The organism is Tepidibacillus infernus, from assembly GCF_048898065.1.
GTDB classification, from domain to species: Bacteria; Bacillota; Bacilli; order Tepidibacillales; family Tepidibacillaceae; genus Tepidibacillus_B; species Tepidibacillus_B infernus.
In genome coordinates, this window is sequence record NZ_JBLWFI010000014.1 from 1 (window position 1) to 615 (window position 615).

Genomic DNA, 615 nt, shown 5'->3' on the forward strand with positions numbered 1-615 from the left:
ATCCATAGCTTCGGTGATACGTTTAGCCCCGGTACATTTTCGGCGCAGAGTCACTCGACCAGTGAGCTATTACGCACTCTTTGAATGGTGGCTGCTTCTAAGCCAACATCCTGGTTGTCTGTGCAACTCCACATCCTTTTCCACTTAACGTATACTTGGGGACCTTAGCTGATGGTCTGGGCTGTTTCCCTTTTGACGACGGATCTTAGCACTCGCCGTCTGACTCCTGAAGATAAATCTTTGGCATTCGGAGTTTGACTGAGTTCGGTAACCCGATGAGGGCCCCTAGCCCAATCAGTGCTCTACCTCCAAGATTCTTACTCCAAGGCTAGCCCTAAAGCTATTTCGGGGAGAACCAGCTATCTCCGAGTTCGATTGGAATTTCACCGCTACCCACACCTCATCCCCTAGTTTTTCAACACTAGTGGGTTCGGGCCTCCAGTGAGTGTTACCTCACCTTCACCCTGGACATGGGTAGATCACACGGTTTCGGGTCTACGACTACGTACTTTCGCCCTTTTAAGACTCGCTTTCGCTACGGCTCCAGCTCTTCACTTTAACCTTGCACGCAATCGTAACTCGCCGGTTCATTCTACAAAAGGCACGCTGTCACAC

1 rRNA gene is annotated in these 615 nt (G+C 50.6%); it reads right to left on the reverse strand.

The annotated features are described in order from the left end of the window. A 23S ribosomal RNA gene (locus TEPIDINF_RS14750) occupies positions 1–615 on the reverse strand; the annotation flags it as partial.